General features: G+C 44.2%; 8 protein-coding genes. 5 read left to right on the top strand and 3 right to left on the bottom strand.

Annotation, left to right across the window (positions count from 1 at the left end):
* Positions 1-416: 416 nt before the first annotated feature.
* The 3 genes from H6F73_RS18280 to H6F73_RS18270 form a co-directional block, all read right to left on the bottom strand.
* Complete coding sequence (locus tag H6F73_RS18280; protein WP_190760215.1) at positions 417-584, bottom strand: hypothetical protein; 168 nt, start codon at positions 582-584, stop codon at positions 417-419.
* Between the two features lie 536 nt (positions 585-1,120).
* The gene (locus tag H6F73_RS18275; protein WP_190760214.1) at positions 1,121-2,575 is read right to left on the bottom strand and encodes a response regulator; all 1,455 of its coding nucleotides are present in this window, start codon (positions 2,573-2,575) and stop codon (positions 1,121-1,123) included.
* On the bottom strand, positions 2,572-8,571 hold the full coding sequence (locus H6F73_RS18270) for an AAA family ATPase (protein WP_190760213.1): 6,000 nt from the start codon (positions 8,569-8,571) through the stop codon (positions 2,572-2,574). The genes H6F73_RS18275 and H6F73_RS18270 overlap by 4 nt, the downstream gene beginning before the upstream one ends.
* Before the next feature lie 1,149 nt (positions 8,572-9,720).
* On the opposite strand from H6F73_RS18270, the gene glgX reads away from it, so the two are divergent.
* The 5 genes from glgX to mrdA all read left to right on the top strand — a co-directional run bounded on the left by glgX (position 9,721) and on the right by mrdA (position 19,573).
* Positions 9,721-11,847, top strand: coding sequence for a glycogen debranching protein GlgX (glgX, locus tag H6F73_RS18265; RefSeq protein WP_190760212.1), 2,127 nt, complete (start codon positions 9,721-9,723; stop codon positions 11,845-11,847).
* Between the two features lie 1,030 nt (positions 11,848-12,877).
* Positions 12,878-14,083, top strand: a complete 1,206-nt coding sequence (locus H6F73_RS18260; protein ID WP_190760211.1) for a 4-hydroxy-3-methylbut-2-enyl diphosphate reductase — start codon at positions 12,878-12,880, stop codon at positions 14,081-14,083.
* Positions 14,084-15,111: 1,028 nt separating this feature from the next.
* Complete coding sequence (locus H6F73_RS18255) at positions 15,112-16,071, top strand: GNAT family N-acetyltransferase (protein ID WP_190760210.1); 960 nt, start codon at positions 15,112-15,114, stop codon at positions 16,069-16,071.
* Positions 16,072-16,732: 661 nt separating this feature from the next.
* Positions 16,733-17,557, top strand: a complete 825-nt coding sequence (gene thiD / locus H6F73_RS18250; RefSeq protein WP_190760209.1) for a bifunctional hydroxymethylpyrimidine kinase/phosphomethylpyrimidine kinase — start codon at positions 16,733-16,735, stop codon at positions 17,555-17,557.
* 165 nt (positions 17,558-17,722) lie between these two features.
* Complete coding sequence (mrdA, locus tag H6F73_RS18245) at positions 17,723-19,573, top strand: penicillin-binding protein 2 (RefSeq protein WP_190760208.1); 1,851 nt, start codon at positions 17,723-17,725, stop codon at positions 19,571-19,573.
* The last annotated feature ends 107 nt before the right edge of the window (positions 19,574-19,680 follow it).

Here is a 19,680-nt window from a genome sequence, read left to right as displayed (position 1 = left end):
TAAATTTCAATCAGGTTTTAGTTTTTTAGTTATTCTTGGATAAATTAAATTTTGCATTGCATTGAAGAAATTTTAACCTCGGCTTATAAACTCCAAAAAAAAGATAAAAATGCACCCTATGACAGAAAGTGCTAAGTGCCATCTAATCAATCTCCCTACTACATAGGAAAAGTGTTCTATGGCAATGACATCTATGAATTTAGGGGAGATGCCGGTGTGTTCGCACCCAACTTGAGCTTTTAAAATTATTTTTGCTCGATCAGTTCAACAATTCTATCTAGACAGTTGCTTAACATTTGAGCCACTTCCCCTCTCGTTGCAACACGACGAGGTTGAAAAGTGTTATCTGGATAACCTGTTAGACAAGCATAGCGCTCTACCAAATTTTTGACAGCAGGATAATATTCATCTGTTGGTCACACATCTGCTATCGGTTGAGGTGCCATTTCAGCAATTATGGTAGGAGATTGGCCGGCATCTGCCGGCAATTTAAAAATGCTACCACTGACCGCTAAGAGCAATACAGTTGCAATGGCAGCTAAACTGACTAACAGCCCCTTCCACGGTATTTTTTCTTGAAACATGGTTTTTGCTTGTTTCCTTGTTTCGAGCTAGGAAAGCGCCAATAATTTTAGCACAAAAAATAAGGGTTTTTTAAACAAATGCAGGATTTTAGCAAGTTGGGATATTTTAATTTTAATTAAAATTTTAAGGTTTGATTTGAAAACTCAAAAACTTTAATCAAATAAGTGTGTTATCAGGGTTTTGTAACAAATCATACGTTTTTTTAAAGAAGAGTTTTGTATGATTATTTTAGTGGAATTTTAACCGCGCTAAGAGCAAGCGGTTGCCTCATTTTCTGCCGGCAGCCTGTCTTGATCCAAACCCATCCATAGTTTAACTTCAGCTAACACCCGTCTTGCATTATTTTTTCGCTGATTAACAGAAGCTCGAATGACGATTTAGCGAGCCGGCAGACACACAGAAATATTATAAAAAGTAATGCCGGCCTGAATATGCCTCAGTTTTGTCACATCATCGTGTTTGTTTTCAGCACAAACTAACTTAATTGCTCTGCAAAAGTTAGATGCTGTAAACAATCAATGAATAATCTAGTCATCTATGAGGCGATCATTGCTTGATATCCCTGAGCAATTGGCAGTTCAATCACAAACTCTGTACCTTGTGCCGGTGTTGAATTACATTGCAAACTTCCTCCATGTTTTTCTACAACAATTTGCCAGCTAATTGACAATCCAATTCCAGTCCCTTTGCCTGGAGATTTAGTTGTATAGAAAGGGTCAAAGATGTGTTGAGTGACTTCAGGCGTTATCCCAGAGCCATTATCTTTAATTCGGATAATTACTCGATTACCCTCTGTTACCTGGGTGTTAATCCAAATCCAGCTTGGATAAGCTTTTATTTGTTCCGCGCTCCTGTGTTGGTTAGATTCATCTATAGCATCAATTGCGTTAGCAAGAATATTCATAAAAACTTGATTCAGTTCGCCGCCATAACACTCGACAAGTGGCAAATTAGAAGAATACTCTTTAATGATTTCAATGGCAGGGCGATCTGGCTTAAATTTCAGCCGGTTGTGCAAAATCATCAACGTGCTGTCAATGCCTTCATGGATATTCATTGGCTTCATTTCAAATCCATCTTGGTGCGAGAAACGCCGCAACGACAAAACAATGTCACGAATTCGTTCCGCACCAACCTGCATTGAATTCAGCATTTTAGGCAAGTCTTCAATCAAAAATCCTAGGTCTATATCTTCTGCTTTTTTAGAAATCTTGTATTCAGGATTAGGATAAACTTCTTGATATAAATTGAGCATCTCAAGAAGCTCCTCAATATCATCGCTAACGTGGGAGAGGTTGCCATAAATAAAGTTAACTGGATTGTTAATTTCATGCGCTACGCCGGCAACCATTTGCCCAATAGCAGACATTTTTTCGCTCTGAATTAATTGGCTTTGCGCTTGCTGGAGTTTTACAAGCGAACGCTGCAATGTTTGCTCAGCTAAGCTGCGATCTTCAATTTCCTGTTGTAGACGCCAGTTAGTTTGTGACAACTCTTCGGTTCGCTCTTCCACTCGTCTTTCTAGCTCGTTTGCTAGCTGGTTGCGCTCCGTAACTTCTTGGTGTAATTGTTCGTTTTGAACTTGGAGTTTTTTTGTTAGATTTCGGATGCTCAAATGAGTTTGAACACGAGCTAAAACTTCTTCTTGCTGAAACGGCTTGGTAATGTAATCGACTGCGCCGGCATTAAAGCCTTTAACTTTATTTTCTGTGTCGGCTAATGCTGTCATAAAAATGACAGGAATATCTTTTGTTGATTCAGAAGCTTTTAAATACCGACAGGTTTCAAAGCCATCGATACCCGGCATTAGTACGTCGAGTAAAATTAAGTCAGGCGGAGAATATTCGACCTTTTTAATCGCACTTTGACCACTTCGAGCGACCCAAACTTTATAGCCGGCAGTCGTTAAACAATCAAATAGCAATTGTAAGTTAGTTGGGTTGTCATCGACAATGAGAATTGGGCCAAAATTAGAAGAATCTGCGCTCATGATTGTACCTCCAAGTATTGCTCTACGAACTCGAGAATTTTTTCTTCTTCAAAGTCATTAGCTAACTGAATTAGATGATTAGCAAAAGCAGCGAATTGAGGCGATGAATTCTTAAGCTTTTCAGCTTGCTTTTGAATTTGCTGTAAATCGCCACTCATGGCAAACTCTAAAAAGATCGAAAGTTCTTCAGCAGGAGGCGCAATGACTTCTTTTTCTTGGCTGCTTTCAGGAATCGTTGGGACGGAAGAATCAGGAGCGATCACTTCTAACTCATAAATCCATTCTAAATTAAGCAGGCGGCTTAAGCATTCAAAAAGTTCTTCGGCACGAACTGGCTTCGGGAGAAAAGCATCACATCCTGCGTCTAAACTTCCCTGCGTTTCAGCCTCAAAAACACTGGCAGAGGTGCCGATAATGACCACATTTTTAAGTTCGGGTGATTTGCGAATTCTCCTGATGGCTTCAAAGCCATCCATAACCGGCATAACCAAATCGGTGAAAATGCAATCGGGATGAAAAGCAGCCGCTTTGTTCAAACAGTCTTCACCGTCAGTCGCTTCTCTGACTTCAAATCCCAGAGGTGCTAACAAGTTAGCGACAACAAAGCGATTTTCCCATTTATCATCTACTACTAATATTTTACGTTTAGCGCCGGCATACCCTCGAATAATTTTTTCAGCTTGTTTTTGGTATTTTTCCCATCCTTCAACTTCGGTTAATTCTATATCAAACCAGAAGACACTGCCTTTACCGACAGCACTTTCTACTTTTAATTCGCCCCCCATCATTTCAACTAATTGCCGGCTAATTGCCAATCCTAAGCCGGTTCCTTCGGTTTGATGAGCGGTATCGCCTACCTGCTCGAAGGGCAAAAATATTTTAGATAATTTTTCCGGTGCAATCCCGATGCCGGTGTCTTCTACTTGGAAGCGAATTTTAGTTAGGGGTGATGGGGATGAATTATGAGCAATAAACGATGAATCATTAACGTATCCCACTTTGAAAGTAACGCCGCCCGCTTCGGTAAACTTAACAGCATTTCCCAACAAATTTATCACAATCTGCCGCAATCTTTTTTCATCAGCAAGAATTGCTAGAGGAAGCTGGGTTATGGGTTCGTAGTTTAGGGAAACTCCCTTTTGTTCGGCTCGAATGCGACAAATTTCAACGATGCTTTGAAGAAATTGTGAAAAATGAAACTCTGTCAGGTTGAGATCCATTTTTCCAGCTTCAATCTTTGAAATATCTAAAACATCATTAATTAACATTAAAAGATGTTCGCCGCATTGATGAATAATATTAACGCCTGTCGTTTGTTGGGGCGTTAAGTTTTTGTCACGCTTGAGAATTTGAGCGTAACCTAAAACGCCATTGAGGGGAGTTCTTAATTCATGGCTCATATTGGCGAGAAATTGGCTCTTAGCTCGGTTCGCAGCTTCTGCTGTTTTCTCAGCTCGTTGGCGCTCTTTTATTTCTATCTGTAGGTGCGAATTCTTTTGTTGTAATTCCTCCGTTCTCTCTTCTACTTTGACTTCTAGGGTGTGATACAGTGTGGCATTTTCTATGGCAATTGCGGCTTGCGCGGATAGCATCCGCAATATTTCTACGCGTTTCGGTGTAAAAGCACCGGCAACTAGATTATTTTCCAGGTAAAGAATGGCAGTAACTTTGCCTTGATAGAAGATAGGCGTACACAGTAACGATTTAATTTTGTGTTCGATAATGTAGGCGTCAGCCTTAAAGATTTCCTCAACGCTTGCATCATTTAAAACAACATCTTTCTGAGTTCTGATCACATAATTAAGCACTGAAACAGGTAGCTGCCGGCTGGTTGACACGGGAAGAGATGGCAGCACTTGCACTTCATCTTTAGTCCCCGTTGCTTCTATGAAGAATTCCCCGTTCTTTGGCAAGATGAGTGAGCCGGTTTGTGCGCCGGCATTCTCTATCAAAATTTTCATTAACTTGTCGAGCAAGTTAGACAAAACAATTTCCCCGGCAATTGCCTGCGATGCTTTCATCACCGTTGCCAAGTCGAGAAATTCTGAAATTTCTGAGCCGGTAGAAGTAATGGTTCCCTGAATTGTTTGCATAATTGTCTCGCCGGTCTTTTCAATCATTTTCTGCTTAAGGACTGAGGCGAGTAATTGGGGATATCGTTCTTCTAAATCTTCAACTTTTGCTTTAGCACCCCAACGGATATAACCATAATAAGCATCCGTCATGTAAGTTTTAGCGATCTTGTCTCTGCCAAGGAATAGATGAAACTCTGCCGCCAGTTCATTTGCTAACGCTTCTTCTTGGATATACTTCTGTTCCGCTGCTCCTTTAATTGCTCGCTCATAATAATCCATTGCTTGCTCATTGTGACCCAAAACCCGCGCTTTTTCTGCTACAACCAAGTCATACTTATGCAGACAATTCATCGGCGCGAGAAAAGCCCATTGTTCCATTTTTTCTTGATTCTTATCCACAATATCCAAGTATTGTTCTCGTTCTCGCTCTGAAACATTGGGATATTGAGCTAAAACTGCAAGAGAATAGTAGAAATTGTGTTCCGCATCTTGCATTGAACCGCGTGCGCCATCGACATACTTTTCTGCTAAAGCGGCGTTGACAACAGACCGCTCGTAATCTTTAAACAAATAAAATCGCATCGCTTTGGCCAGATAGACCATAAATATAGTCATATAATTATTGGTGGCAAGCGTCGATTGCAAAATTTCTTCTTCATTCAGTATTTCGCCATTACTGAGGCGGTATTCTTCCTGGGATGCGTCGAGTAAATTTAATGTTATTATTCGCAACGATTTGAGGTAAGGACTGTGCAAATCTTGTTTCAATTTCAGCATTGAATCGAGGTGTTGCGCTTGCTTCTGATTTACAAAGTCCAGCGGTTCCCCAATAAAAAATATGTGGTGACAGTAGTATAAAGAGTTATACCCACTCCACTCTATATCTCCGTTCTCCAGCGCGACTTGAGTCGCCTCCAACATTGGGGCTACGCTTTCCCTAGCGTGTTCTTTCCAGTGTCTGACATGACCGTTGAATAAAGTGGAGACTTTACCGACGCTCGATCGAGCGTCAAATAGATCTAACAGCTTCACTGCTAGTTTTCCAAATCGATATCCAGTCTCAACGCCTGCGGGTGTCGCACAAAGCAACAAAGCATACCCGCCATACGCGCCAGCGGCGATCCCGGAATTACCGTGTTGGCAACAGAGAGTGACCATAGTAAATATAAATTTCGGAAATAAGTCAGGATTTACAAAATAAGCAGACGGAGCGGCAATAATTAAGCTCCGCAGCGCCGCCAGCAGCTCTGGAGCCGTCATTTCTGGCAAATTTGCTAATTCCTCAATATCCGTCTCTCCGGGAGGTTCCTGAGCGAGGAGTATGCCCAGCATATTTAAAACTTGCAGGGCAATATCTACTGTGGCTTGTAGCTTGTTTTGCTGGGAAGAAAACAGCATTTGCAGTTCGTAAACTTTGACGCGATCAAGAACAGTTTTGGCGTGTTCTAGCACTACTTCAGAAAGGGTTTCTGCCCGCTCGAAGTTGATGTTTAGGTATTCCGCAGCCGCCGCTTCCACATACAAGTTCAGAGTCAAATCGTACTGGGTTTCCCAGCTATTTTTCTCTAGGAGTCCTAGCCCCACGGTTAAATACTTAACGGCAGTTTCATAAGCCGTTGCAGCTTTGGCTTTCTGTCCGGCTATAAGATTGAGCGACGCCAGTTCATATTTTTCCGAAACAGTCGTAAGTAAGTCAGTGCCGTAATTCAGTTGGTTGACTAAAGCAAAGATATTTTCTTTTCGTTCTTCAGGCGTTGTATTTTGCAGCAGCAGTTGACCGATTTTTAGGTGGGTCTGTTTTTTCTGTTCATCGGGAATCAAATAATAAGCAGCTTGCTGTACTCGGTCGTGTAAAAACTTGTAGTCTACTTTGATATCGGTTAAAGTAATACCGGCAGATTCCTCCTGAGTAAATGCCAAGGGAATTTTATACTCATTACTCAAGGGCAAAATCAACCCAGCCTGAAGTGCCGGCCACAATTGAGCCGCTGCGGCTAAGGAAAACTCCTCACTAACAACACTCAAAACTTCTAAGTTAAAGGTGTTGCCAATACAAGCTGCCAGCTTTAAAACTTTCTGCGTTTCTACCGGCAGTTTGAGAATATTGCGGGCAATGAGTTCAACGACATTATAATCAGTGAGGCCAATGGCTTGAATTTGCTCAAGATTCCACTGCCACTCCCCCGAAGATAACTCATAAATTAATAAGTTTTCCTGGTAGAGCGTTTTCAGTAGTTGCGTTAAGAAGAAGGGATTACCCTGAGTTTTATTAAAAAGTAGCTCAGATAACGGTTTTGAGCGAACAGATTCATTTAAAGTCTCGGCAATTAATTCTTCAACATGAATCAGTTGTAACGGCTCAAGTACAATATTATTAACCATTGCACCGGCAGCTTGGATCTTCTCAATCGTTTGCACCGTTGGATGGGTGGGAAATACTTCGTTATCCCGATATGCGCCAATGAGTAATAAATATTTGCTATCCGCATCCGTGATCAGCAGTTCGATTAATTTAAGCGAGGCTGAATCTGCCCACTGCAAGTCGTCTAAAAAGACAACGAGGGGGTGTTCTTCGGTTGTAAATACGCTAATAAATTGTTTAAATACTCGGCTGAAACGGTTTTGCGATTCAGTTGCCCCCAGTTCAGGTACGGCAGGCTGTTTGCCGGTAATTAATCCAACTTCGGGAATCACATCAATGATGACTTGCCCGTTACTGCCTAAAGCTGATAAAAGTTTTTCTTTCCAAATGTGAATTTCTGATTCACTTTCGGTAAGTAATTGCTGAATTAATGACTGAAAAGCTTGAATCAGAGATGCAAAAGGAATGTTGCGCTTGAATTGGTCAAATTTGCCGGCAATAAAATAACCCCGTTGCCGGACAATGGGTTTGTGAACTTCATTGACTAGAACAGTTTTGCCAATCCCGGAGTAACCGGAAACCAGCATCATTTCAGTGCTGCCAGAACTGACGCGATCAAAGGTTTCTAACAGGGTTGAAACTTCCGTTTCACGCCCATAAAGTTTTTGGGGGATATTCAATAAACCGGCTTTATCTGCACTGCCGGCTATAAAATCAGAAATCGTGCCGGTTGTTTGCAGTTTGATTAAGCACGTTTCCAGATCAAATTTTAATCCCTCTGCACTTTGATACCGATCTTCGGCGGTTTTAGCTAATAACTTCATAACCAAGCTTGAAACCGCTTCAGGAATTTCTGGATTTAGGTGATGGGGAGGCACCGGCACCTTTGCAATATGACAATGTACTAATTCCAGGGCATCAAGTGTATCAAAAGGCAGTTGACCTGTGAGCATTTCATAAAAAGTAACGCCCAGAGAATAAAAATCTGTGCGGTAGTCAACCGTGCGATTCATCCTTCCCGTTTGCTCAGGAGACATATAGGCAAGGGTGCCTTCTAACAAGTCCGGATGGCTGAGGCTGGGGTTTTCTCGCTCCAATTTTGAAGCAATACTAAAATCAATAATTTTAACTTTGCCGAGTAAGGGAGTAATAATAATATTGTGAGGTTTAATATCTTTATGAATGATATTCTTTTTATGAAGTTCTGCAAGCGTAGAAATTAATTGAATGCCAATCGAAAGAAATGATAAAATTGGGATGGGTTGAGAGTTCATCCAATCTTTGAGCGCAATTCCGCCACAATCTTCTAGCAACAAGGCTAATCCATGCTGATAGCTTTCAAGGCTATAAGCTTTGACAATTCCTTCAATTTCTAAAGGTTGAATAATTTTATATTCATGACGCAAGCGAGTAATATCTTCAAGCGTTGGATACTCAGCGTGTAAAGTTTTGATAATAATGGGCGATTGATCCGATTCTCTCAAACCTCGGTAAATAACGGTTCGGATGCCGGTGTGAATAGATTCGAGTAGTTGATAACCGGGGAGAACAGCATTCATAAAACTTCCAGTTCTAGATAAGAGAATAAAGTGATAAAACCAGAGACAATCGCAGAGTTTGTGCTGAAAGCTTGCCGGCAACCAAAGGAACTGTTGCGTTTAAGCTTGAGTTATAACGCGATCTCGTTTACTCGTTTCAGATGAGCTCGGCTCGACTTGTACTGAGTTATGTGATAAAGACTTTAGGGGTTCTCCCTGAAGTCAGAAAGTCGTTAAGGCCAAAAAACTGTACGAAGGCGTGAGAAACTCATCCAGTATTAAAGTGCCCTGAGTTTTCTATCAAAGTTTTACCGCTTAATAAAACGTTAAAATAGAGTCGCAAAGGCTTGTGTTTAGCAAAATTTTAAAAAAATGTTATAGTTTTTTAAAAAAATTATAGTTTTTATAAATTTGTAAATAACCGAGCCAAAAGTTAAAAATTGCTCAAACTATAAGCTGTGACTCCCAGCAGCCGGCAAACACTCAGCTATCTATCGAGCAAGTTGGAATGAAAGCCTTTTTAGAATTTTATAGCTTGGGAGAAAAACAAGTTAACTTTTCAACCCAATAGAACTTTTTGAACAAGTATTTTATTACGGCAGCCAATTCCAGACAACTTAACAGGTAGTCATAAAAACTTGACACATTAAAATTTTTAGAGTAATTGATTTGTCTGCCGGCATAATCGAGCTAATTTAAAATAGAGAGTTGCCGAGCCAAGAGTATATTTTACTGGCAAAACTTTGAATTCTCGAATTTTATTTACTGCCCCAGCAGCATCCAGTGCGGCCTAACAGCTGGTTGCATCGGCGCTCATCCTGGTTTAAGTCTATAGAATATCTCAGTATAATATATTAATAATGTTTCTTTTAGGGCTATTTCAAAGTCTACCTTCAGACAGGCGAAAATAAGGACCGACAGTTCTTTTACTTAAAAATTATTCCTTTCAAACGATTGACAAATCCAACAATCTGCGACGTCTAGAGATATTGTATTCAAAATTACAAACTATTTCGTAACTAAACTTTATACTTTTGATAGAAGTTAAAAAAAATATTAAACATTAAATTAAGTGTCAACCCAAACGATTAATACTCAATAGCTTGGGCTTGAATCGTCTTCTAAAGACTTGATTGTGTTCCACTATCCATCTTAGCTAAATTTCCATATATGCATCTAGAACTCTGGCCAGGTAAAGTTTATCCTTTAGGCTCGTACTGGGATGGCAAAGGTACAAATTTCGCTTTGTTTTCTGAAAACGCAACAGGTGTGGAGCTTTGTCTATTTGACAAAGACGGTAACGAGAAACGCCTCACCCTGACTGAGGTCGATAACTGGGTTTGGCACTGCTATATACCAGGGGTCGCGCCGGGACAAGCCTATGGATACCGAGTGCATGGACCTTACGATCCAGAGCAAGGCCATCGCTTTAATCCGAATAAACTTCTGATTGACCCCTATGCTAAGGCAATCGATGGGGATGTCGCTAATGGCCCAGAACTCTTTGGCTACTCTTGGGAAGATCCAGACGAAGACCTCTCTTTCAGTGAGAGTGATAGCGCCCACTTGGTGCCGAAGTCGGTTGTGATCGATGAAACGTTTGATTGGGAAGGCGACGAACTGCTGCAAATTCCTTTTCACGAGTCGATTATTTACGAAGTTCATGTCAAAGGCTTTACGCAACTGCAACCGAATATCCCTGAAGAACTGCGCGGCACGTATGCAGGTCTCGCCCATCCCGCTTCGATTGCTCATTTGCAGTCCCTTGGCATTACCGCAGTCGAACTGATGCCGGTGCATCACTTTTTAGCCTATCCCGGACATCTTGCGGACAAAGGACTGAAAAATTACTGGGGTTATGACTCCATCAATTACTTCGCTCCTTACTTTGCCTACAGTTCCGATCAAACACCAGGTAACCAAGTCCGCGAATTTAAGGAAATGGTGAAGGCCCTGCATAAGGCGGGAATTGAGGTCATCTTAGATGTCGTCTACAACCACACCGGCGAAGGCAATCAAAGAGGCCCGACCCTGTCATTTCGCGGCATCGATAATGCCTGTTATTACCAATTGTCCCCAGAAGATCGCCGGTATTACATGGACTTCACCGGCTGCGGCAACACCCTCAACGTCGGCCATCCGCAAATCCTGAAATTAATCATGGATAGCCTGCGCTACTGGGTTACAGATATGCACGTCGATGGGTTCCGCTTCGACCTCGCCTCCGCCCTAGCGCGAGAACTCTTTGAGGTGGATAGTCTGGCCTCTTTCTTTAACATCATCCACCAAGATCCCACCCTCGCCGATGTCAAGCTCATTGCTGAACCTTGGGACGTGGGAGAAGGCGGCTATCAAGTTGGCAACTTCCCCCTGCTGTGGTGCGAGTGGAATGGCAAGTATCGCGACACAGTGCGCGACTTCTGGCGCGGTGAAGATCAAACCCTAGGGGAATTTGCCTACCGTCTCACCGGCAGCTCTGACTTGTATCAGACAAATGGCCGCAGTCCCTATGCCAGTATCAACTTTATCACCGCTCACGATGGCTTCACGCTCTGCGATTTGGTCAGCTACAACGAAAAGCACAATGAAGCAAATGGAGAGGGCAATAATGATGGTGAAAGTCACAACCGTTCCTGGAATTGCGGGGCAGAAGGTGACACGGATGATCCCAACATTTTGCAGTTGCGAGAGCAACAAAAGCGGAATTTCTTAGTAACGCTGATGCTTTCCCAAGGCATTCCCATGATTGTTTATGGGGATGAAATGGAGCGAACCCAAAAGGGTAATAATAATGGCTACTGCCAGGATAATGAAATTTCTTGGGTGAACTGGGACTTTCCAGAAGAAAAAGCCGATCTGTTAGATTTCACTCGCCAGCTCATTTTCTTCCGCCGCAAGCATCCAGTTTTTCGCCGGCGCAAGTGGTTTCAAGGCCGGCCCATCTACGGCAGGACGATCAGCGATCTCGGCTGGTACAACCCTGATGGCAGCGAGATGACTGAAGAGGAGTGGAGTGTTGGTCATGCTAAGGCAGTTGGGATGTTCTTAAATGGAGAAGAAATTCCCAGAGTCGGACCCCAAGGTCAGCGCATCATGGATGAGAGCTTTCTGATATTGTTTAACGCCCACTGGGAATTGATTGAGTTTCAGTTACCAACCGGCTTCCAAGACCGGGAATGGGACGTTGTGATTGATACCAAGGAGCCTCATTTTATTGAACCGGGAAGTATTATTTACACGGCTGATAAGGCTGTGCCGGTTACAGGACGCTCACTGGTCGTGTTGCGCCGGCTGTAGTAGCCTGGGTTGCTCTTGCAACAGTCACACGGAAATTTAACCGTAAAAAGGTAAAAGGTAAAAGCAACTGTTGTTTACCTTTTACCTTTTTTTTTGCAATCAGCTTTTAGTCTTCTGTAGCGCTTCATTTCAGGTAAAGCGTCGGCCACCCTCACTCAACCCGCACGGTGACGCCGGTAGATCGCCCGATGCCGGCACAATTCCACAGGCGCAAAAAATTTATTTGCTCGTCAAAATTCACTCAAACTGCCTTTGCCAAAGGATTTGCCGGGAACTACTGAAATTTTTTTTAACCTCACACCTGCATAATTTTTAACCGTTTACCCAAATAACTAAATAACAGGCCAGAGCGGAAAAAAAGCAAGGCTGGGAAACACTCCTCTTTATACATTGCGTGGAAGAGACGTGACTCAGCTAGCTTTTAATTCCCTCATATTCGCTTGCCAATAATTCTCTTAAATGCCCAAATTTACCCAAATGAAACTCAGAGTTATTATTCTACCAATTTCCCTAATTCTAACCTTATTTTTGGTATATGGGGAAATCTGCAAAGCAGCCACTATCGTTACTACAGGCGCAAACCTGACTGAAGTCGAAAGCGAAAAACTCCTCAATCGCAACAATTCTGAAGAAGACAAGTCACCCTGCAATGATATAAATATGCCTTGTCCCTTATACGGCAATAATTCCCAACCAAATAAGCCAGTGTGCGATGGAGTTATCTGCCCAAAATAATTGGGAAAAAATAAGAGCCGGTATAGGAAATAGAGAATACCGCATCGCATTTATTTCCGTTGCCGTTTGACTGATTAAACCAATTTTGCAAAGGTAGCCGGGATAAAACCCGCTACAGCCATGCAGAATCTTTTTTAACCACGGGTGCATCATTTTTCAATCTGTCAAGATTTTTATAGCCGGCAACACGGCTTAAACCCCCAAATCCCGGCCTCTTAAATTCCCCTGTCGCACCGGCATTCTACAATCAAATAGAAAGAAGCTCGCTAAAGCAGAATCCGGAACGCAAGAGAGAATGGATACAAAAGCTTTCAAACGGACGCTCCAACAGTCAGAAAATTATCATCGCAAAGGATTTGGCCACGAACAGGAAGTTGCCGGCGTCATGAAATCCGCCTACCAAAGCAACCTGATCCAACAAATCCGGGAGAATAACTACAGATTACAGCGCGGCAACGTCACAATTTTGCTAGCTGAAGCCTTTGGCTTTTGCTGGGGAGTTGAACGTGCAGTTGCCATCGCCTACGAAACCCGCCAGCATTTCCCCACGGAAAACCTTTGGATTACCAACGAAATCATCCACAATCCCTCGGTGAATCAACACCTGCAGGATATGCAAGTCAAATTCATCCCGATTGAATCTGGAGAAAAAAACTTTTCTGTCGTAGAAACCGGCGATGTGGTGATTCTCCCTGCCTTTGGTGCCACTGTTGGGGAAATGCAGATCCTCAACGAGAAAGGCTGCAAAATTGTCGATACCACTTGTCCTTGGGTTTCTAAGGTGTGGAATAGCGTTGAAAAGCACAAAAAAGGCGATTACACCTCAATTATTCACGGCAAGTACAACCATGAGGAGACACAGGCAACCAGTTCATTTGCCGGCAAATATCTGGTGGTGTTGAACTTGCGCGAAGCTGAGTATGTTGCAAACTACATCCTCGAAGGCGGGGATCGCGACGAATTCCTCGCTAAATTTAGCAACGCTTGTTCAGCCGGCTTCGATCCCGACAAAGATTTAAAACAAGTTGGTATTGCCAACCAAACCACCATGCTCAAAGGCGAAACTGAGCAAATCGGCAAGCTGTTTGAGCGCACGATGATGAAAAAGTATGGCCCAACGGCGCTAAATCAGCATTTCCTGGCATTCAACACTATTTGCGACGCCACCCAAGAACGGCAAGATGCCATGTTCAAGTTAGTCGATGATAAGCTCGACTTAATGGTAGTAATTGGCGGATTCAACTCTTCTAATACTACCCATCTGCAAGAAATTGCCATTGATCGGGCAATTCCGTCTTATCACATCGACTGTGCGGAACGAATCGGTGCCGGCAATCAAATTGAACATAAACCCCTGCACCGGCAGCTAGAAGTCAAAGAAGAGTGGCTGCCGGCAGGTGACATTGTTGTGGGGATCACCTCTGGCGCGTCCACACCGGATAAAGTTGTCGAAGATGTGATTGAGAAAATTTTTGCCCTGAAATCTGCTGCTGCGGTTTAACCAGCAAGTTGTCAGGATAGAGCAATCCTAACGCTGTAAAAGTAGGTGTCAGGTCTCCGTGGGAAGTGGAACATAAAAAGGTGAAGTACCAAGCAATTGAATTCACACTTCACCTTTTTATGTATTTCTGAACAAAGAAACTCTAGAGCTTGCTAACTGCAGTTGCCGGCACACAAAAACTTAGGTTATGGTAAAATTGACGGTAAAAATAAGTTGTCATGCCTCCCTGGAGGTGAAAACTTCACAGAGATTTAGCAAAACCTTTATCTTTAAACAACTGTTAACTCAAAGATAACATTGGCTAATGTGCAAACACCAGCCCGGTAATATTGGGCGCACAAGCAGCCGCCAAACAGCACTAGAGTGGGCAATCGAACGCCATAACCGAGGTGAATTAATCTTCTGTAAGCTTTACCAGCTAAGACTTCAAAGAATTTATTACCAAACATACAGACGCTTATTAATAATCTTGTCAGCAGACAGTGGATAGCGGGATAGTTTCTCTCGGCTTCCTCTGTGGTGTGACTTCATGACTTGAGTCATAGCCGGTGCTTCCCCATTTCTCCACCAGGGGATCGCTCTGCTGTAGCCTTTTTTAAAATAACCTGCAGAAATATTCGCACAATCAAAAAAAGCAAAAACTTGAACGGGTGATTAGCAAGCTTAACAATGCTAATCACTGATAAATAAACCTCTTGCAAAAATCTAAACAGCTCACATTAAGCGCATTCAAGCGTTAACGTCATCTGCGTTAATCTGCGGTTGAAAAACAAAAAATCAACCTTTGCAAGAAGTCTAGCATTCAAGTCTTGCGTGAGTTCGGTCTAACTCAAAAAATTCAGAAGCGCCTGTACGCTCGACTTTGGCTTTTTTTACCGGCTTTCACCCGACTGCCGACATCTGCGAATACTCTGTGAAGTTACTAAAAAAAATGTGCCGGCAAGATCGAGGAATTCAGACAAATTTTTGTAGACGGTTTCTAAACAAATTGAAAGCCAATAATCCGTTACAACCGGATCACAATTTTTATGACAGTTCTAATCAGACGCCCCTATTCGGGCAAAACCGATCTCAAAGCGATCGCTGAGTTAGTTAATACCTGTGAAACAGTGGGTCAGCTCGATAAAGATACCTCCGTTGCCCACTTACCACTGCAACTCGATGAACCCTCATTTGATAAAGCGCGGGATCTGCGTTTGTGGGAAGACGACACCGGCACACTGATGGGGTTTGGACAGATATCAATGCCGGAAGCGAAAGAAGAGATCGATGGCTACCTCTATTTTTATGTTCACCCCAAGGCACACGAAGATCATCTAGAAACAGATATTATCCGCTGGAGTGAGAGGCGAATGCTGGAAGTCACAAAAGAGCGAGGACTGCCGGCAAAGTTGCGAAGCAGCAGCCGCGATGACATCACAGAGCGGATTGCAGTGCTAGAACAGCACCAGTTTACGGTTGATCGCCACTTCTTAACAATGACGTGCCGGCTGGATCGGGCCATTCCAGCACCCCAATTACCCGCCGGCTTCACCCTGCGTCCCCTAGCCGGTGACAGAGAAATGCAGGCATGGGTGGAATGTTTCAACCAATCATTTATCGATCATTGGAACCACCACGACATGACGGTGACAACCCTGAAGCATTGGCTGAGCGATCCCCACTACATGGCAGATTTAAATTTGATTGCCTTGGCACCCGATGGGACGCTGGCTGCCTTTTGCTATGCCGGCATTAGTCCAGAAGAGAATAGCGAAAACGGAGGTAACGAAGGCTGGATTTACTGGCTGGGTACGGGGCGCAGTTTCCGCAAGTTAGGGCTGGGAAAGGCGCTATTACTGGCGGCAATGCATCAGTTAAAAGCTGCCGGCGTGAGTACGGTGAAACTAGCGGTTGATGCAGATAGCATGACAGGTGCGAGGCGGCTTTATGACTCGGTGGGGTTTGAGCCGGCTCAAACGTGGCTCTCTTATGTGAAGCCGGTGTAACTGTTTGACGTTGTAATTGAATGCCGGCAGGCGGTTTGTCTCGCTTGCAGATCGCCTGCCGGTAGACAATGAGACGAGAAACACCTTAATATTTTTCAGATAAAAAACTGGCTGCTTTTATCTAACTCGGTAAACTTTTCTTAATGCGCTCTCATTTTATATTGCAAGTTTTTTAGGATTTTTTATAACCCACATTTATTTTTTTGTGTGTTTATTTTATGCTTGGTCGTCCCAGCTTGAAATTCTCCTGTTGAGGTTTGAGTTGAGCGCAATAGTAAAATAGATGAGGAGAAATCACCTTACGCTTCTAGGGTTGCATTTAGCGAAAACGTGATAAATTCAGGCTCGTTGTCTATTTAATCAAATGGATTTTATTTTGATTTTTTGCCATCATTTTTAAATAAAAGGATTGAAAACTACAAAAATCATTCTCTCATAAATAGAGAAATTGATTAAAATTATGCGATTTTAATGATAGTCTAACTTCGCAAATATAATTAAAACTTATAGACAAATTTAACAAGACTAATATAGTATCAAGAAAGAAGTAAACAAAGTATCAGTAAACTGTAGTGGACGTTCAATCAATCAAGTCAGATTTAGCCAGAGCTACTGACATAGCGAGAGAAACTGTCGGCAATCCAATGAAACACTTCTGGGTATGACAGATGCAACCAGAGCAAACGTGCCAGTTGCTTTAACGATTGCGGGTTCAGATAGCGGCGGCGGTGCCGGCATCCAAGCAGATATCCGAACATTTGCCTTTCACTGCGTCCACGGCAGCAGCGTCATAACCTGTGTGACAGCGCAGAACACCTTAGGCGTAACACGAGTGGACGCTCTATCACCGCAGGCAGTCGTTGCCCAGATAGAGGCAGTTGCCCAAGATATGGAAGTGCGAGCAACCAAAACAGGGATGTTGCTCAACCAGGAAATTATTGCAGCTGTGGCAGAGCAAGTGGACATTTGGGGTTTAACTAACTTGGTCGTCGATCCCGTGATGGTTTCGCGCACCGGCGCTCAGCTAATTGATGATGACGCCGTTGCAACCCTGCGGGAAAGACTGATCCCCAAGGCTGCGATTGTCACGCCGAATCGGTACGAAGCCCAAATGTTAAGTGGATTAGAAATTCACACCTTAGCAGATATGGAAACTGCGGCCCAGCGCATCTACGATCTAGGGCCGGCAGCCGTCGTTGTCAAAGGCGGAGGAATGAGCGATCATCTGCGCGGTGTCGATGTTTGGTTTGACGGTAAAACACTGGAAACCGTAACAACGGTAACAGTTGATACAACCAACACCCACGGCACCGGCTGCACACTTTCAGCAGCGATCGCAGCCAATTTGGTATTGGGGCACACCTCCCCAATGGCACTCAAACTGGCAAAAGATTACGTCACCGAGGCTTTGAAACACGCCTTATCAATCGGTCAGGGCACCGGGCCGGTGGGACACTTTTTCCCACTTTTACCAACTCAAGGCTAAGCCGGTAAGGGTCAATTATCCCAGATGAAAAGCGCAATAGGCCGGCGTGATTAAATCCGGGTTTATATCAGTTGTCAACCATCAGCGATCAGTGGTAAATAACAACTGATTGCTGACGGTCACAACGAACAGCTGGCAAAAATATTAAGCATACTGAGCAGCGGAATGTATCAAAAACAACAGATTGAAGCCGGCAGTGTTACAAGTCCTGTCCGGGATGCGCTAAAGATGGCTAGCGGACTTTTTTTTGACACAGGAGAGCGTGGATTTAGCACGAGCCTGCTGCGAGAAGCAGAGCGCCGGCGTCACCGAACACATCAGGGAATTATAATGATGCTGCTCGTAAGTTTCCTGATGGGCGGCTACGTTGTTCGTCTGGCGCATCTGCAACTTGTACAAGGCCAACAGAACCGGCAAAAAGCCGAAGGCAACCGCATTCGGCTAGTCCCGATCCGCTCTGAACGCGGCAATATACTCGACCGAAAAGGCAAACTGTTAGCAGCAAACCGGCTATCTCGCGCCGTGTACTTGTGGCCCAAGGAACAACTAGCAACCCAATGGACTCAGACAGCGCAACAGCTGAGTCCTCTGCTGAATATTCCTGCCGAGCAGATCCTGGCAAAATTACAGAAAGCCGGTTTTAAATCGACGATGCCGGTGCGGATCAGCCCGAATATCAATCAAAATGCTTTCGTGGCGCTGGCAGAACGAGCAACAGAATTTCGGGGGGTCGAGATTCGTCCTGAATCTAGCCGTTACTATCCCACCATTGAGTTAGCCGGCCATGTCCTCGGATACATCGGGGAAGCCAGCGAAGAAGACTTGGAAGCCAACCCAGAGTACCCGATGGGGATGCTCGTCGGCAAAATGGGAATCGAACGCATGGCCAACTCTAAGCTAGGTGGAGTTTGGGGCAGCCGTCTAATCGAGGTGGATGCTAGCGGTGAAGAATTGCGCGAAACCGGCGTGGAAAATCCCGTCGCAGGAGAGCCGCTACAATTAACCCTAGACCTGGAACTCCAGAAAACCGCTGAAAAAGCCCTCGCCCAACGTCGAGGCGCGGTCGTTGTATTGGATGTTAAAACCGGCGCTGTTTTAGCAATGGCAAGTGGGCCAAGCTTTGATCCCAACCTGTTCACCCGTCAGGTCAGCGCCGCTGAATGGGATGAACTGCAAAATAAAGACAATCCCTTCCTAAATCGAGCACTTCAAGGCTACCCTCCCGGCAGCACCTTTAAAATCGTCACCGCTGCCGCCGCTATGGAGTCAGGCAAGTTCGCACCCGACTCATACGTGGCGACTGCCGATTCTATAACCATTGGTGGCATCTCGTTCCACGAACATGGGGGCGGTTTTGGCGTGATTGGGTTTGAAGACGCCTTTGCATACAGCAGCAACACCTTTTTCTATCAACTTGGCATAGAAGCCGGCCCAGAAGAGATTGCGAAATGGGGAAAACGGCTGGGGATCGGTGAGACAACCGATTTGAACCTTTTAGGACTTGAAGGCGGTAATCACGGTTCTCTACCGACGCCGGCAGAGAAAGAGCAGCTTTATGGTGAACCTTGGTATGCCGGTGATACAGTCAGTATGTCCATTGGCCAGGGGTTGGTTCTGACGACACCCTTAGAAATGGCTGTGATGGTGGCGACAATTGCCAACGGTGGCAAGCGCGTCAAACCCCATCTGCTGGCTTCTCAAACCAACACGCCGGTGACCAAACCCGAACCGAGCGGCCTCAAACCTGAAACCATTGATGCCATTCGCAAAGGACTAATTGCAGTTGTCCAAAAAGGCACCGGCCAGCAACTCAATGATGGTTCAATTCCCCTCACCGGCGGTAAAACCGGCACTGCTGAAGTCCCCGGACAGGAAGACAACGCTAATTATGTTGCCTTTGGGCCGGCAGAGAATCCAGAAATTGCGATTGCTATAGTCGTGGAAAATGGTGGCTACGGTGGAGTTGCGGCTGCCCCCATCGCTCACGAAATCTTCAAAACTTACTTTAAAAAGTGAAGGGTGAAGCGTGGCTAGGTGCCGGTAGAAGAGTGATGCTCAATCCTGATTTCTGTAGGGGTGGTGCCCCTGTGACTACCCCCTATTCTAATCAGTCTCTGTGAAGC

The organism is Microcoleus sp. FACHB-68 (genome assembly GCF_014695715.1).
Taxonomy (GTDB): Bacteria; Cyanobacteriota; Cyanobacteriia; order Cyanobacteriales; family Oscillatoriaceae; genus FACHB-68.
Note: the sequence above shows the minus strand (reverse complement) of the source record. Positions and strands in the feature narration are given on the sequence as shown.

Excerpts from the sequence above, each read along its gene's own strand:
- H6F73_RS18280 (WP_190760215.1), bottom strand. The coding sequence starts at position 584 with ATGTTTCAAGAAAAAATACCGTGGAAGGGGCTGTTAGTCAGTTTAGCT.
- H6F73_RS18275 (WP_190760214.1), bottom strand. The coding sequence starts at position 2,575 with ATGAGCGCAGATTCTTCTAATTTTGGCCCAATTCTCATTGTCGATGAC.
- H6F73_RS18270 (WP_190760213.1), bottom strand. The coding sequence starts at position 8,571 with ATGAATGCTGTTCTCCCCGGTTATCAACTACTCGAATCTATTCACACC.
- glgX (WP_190760212.1), top strand. The coding sequence starts at position 9,721 with ATGCATCTAGAACTCTGGCCAGGTAAAGTTTATCCTTTAGGCTCGTAC.
- H6F73_RS18260 (WP_190760211.1), top strand. The coding sequence starts at position 12,878 with ATGGATACAAAAGCTTTCAAACGGACGCTCCAACAGTCAGAAAATTAT.
- H6F73_RS18255 (WP_190760210.1), top strand. The coding sequence starts at position 15,112 with ATGACAGTTCTAATCAGACGCCCCTATTCGGGCAAAACCGATCTCAAA.
- thiD (WP_190760209.1), top strand. The coding sequence starts at position 16,733 with ATGACAGATGCAACCAGAGCAAACGTGCCAGTTGCTTTAACGATTGCG.
- mrdA (WP_190760208.1), top strand. The coding sequence starts at position 17,723 with ATGTATCAAAAACAACAGATTGAAGCCGGCAGTGTTACAAGTCCTGTC.